We start from the raw sequence: 318 nt of genomic DNA, 5'->3' as shown, positions 1-318 counted from the left end.
CGGCGGTGCTGAGTGCCTGGTTAAGGCGTTTTTCTTCAGCAAGGAGGGCGGGGGGAAGGTCGGCTTTGAGGTCGAATTGTGCTTCGGTGAGAATTTCTGTGAGGGTGCGGGCGCGGGAACTTTCGCTGGCTTGGAAGGCGCGGGCATCGTAGCCTTTATTAGGGTTATTCCGGTGCAGTTCCATCAAGAGGTCGATGTAGAACTGGTAATAGCCTTGGACGGAGGCGAAGTAGGTTTGGCGGAGTTCGGTGGTGGGGGCTTTGGTGCGGAGGTCTTCGAGGATGGCGATGGATTTTTCCATCTCGGTGAGGGCGTTTT

At 56.6% G+C, this 318-nt stretch carries 1 pseudogene; it reads right to left on the bottom strand.

The window, feature by feature from the left end:
• A pseudogene (locus JUI58_RS00560) lies at positions 1–318 on the bottom strand (hypothetical protein); the annotation flags it as partial.

The sequence above is a fragment of the Spirulina sp. CCY15215 genome, assembly GCF_016888125.1.
In the GTDB taxonomy this organism is placed as follows: domain Bacteria; phylum Cyanobacteriota; class Cyanobacteriia; order Cyanobacteriales; family Spirulinaceae; genus CCY15215.
Note: the sequence above shows the minus strand (reverse complement) of the source record. Positions and strands in the feature narration are given on the sequence as shown.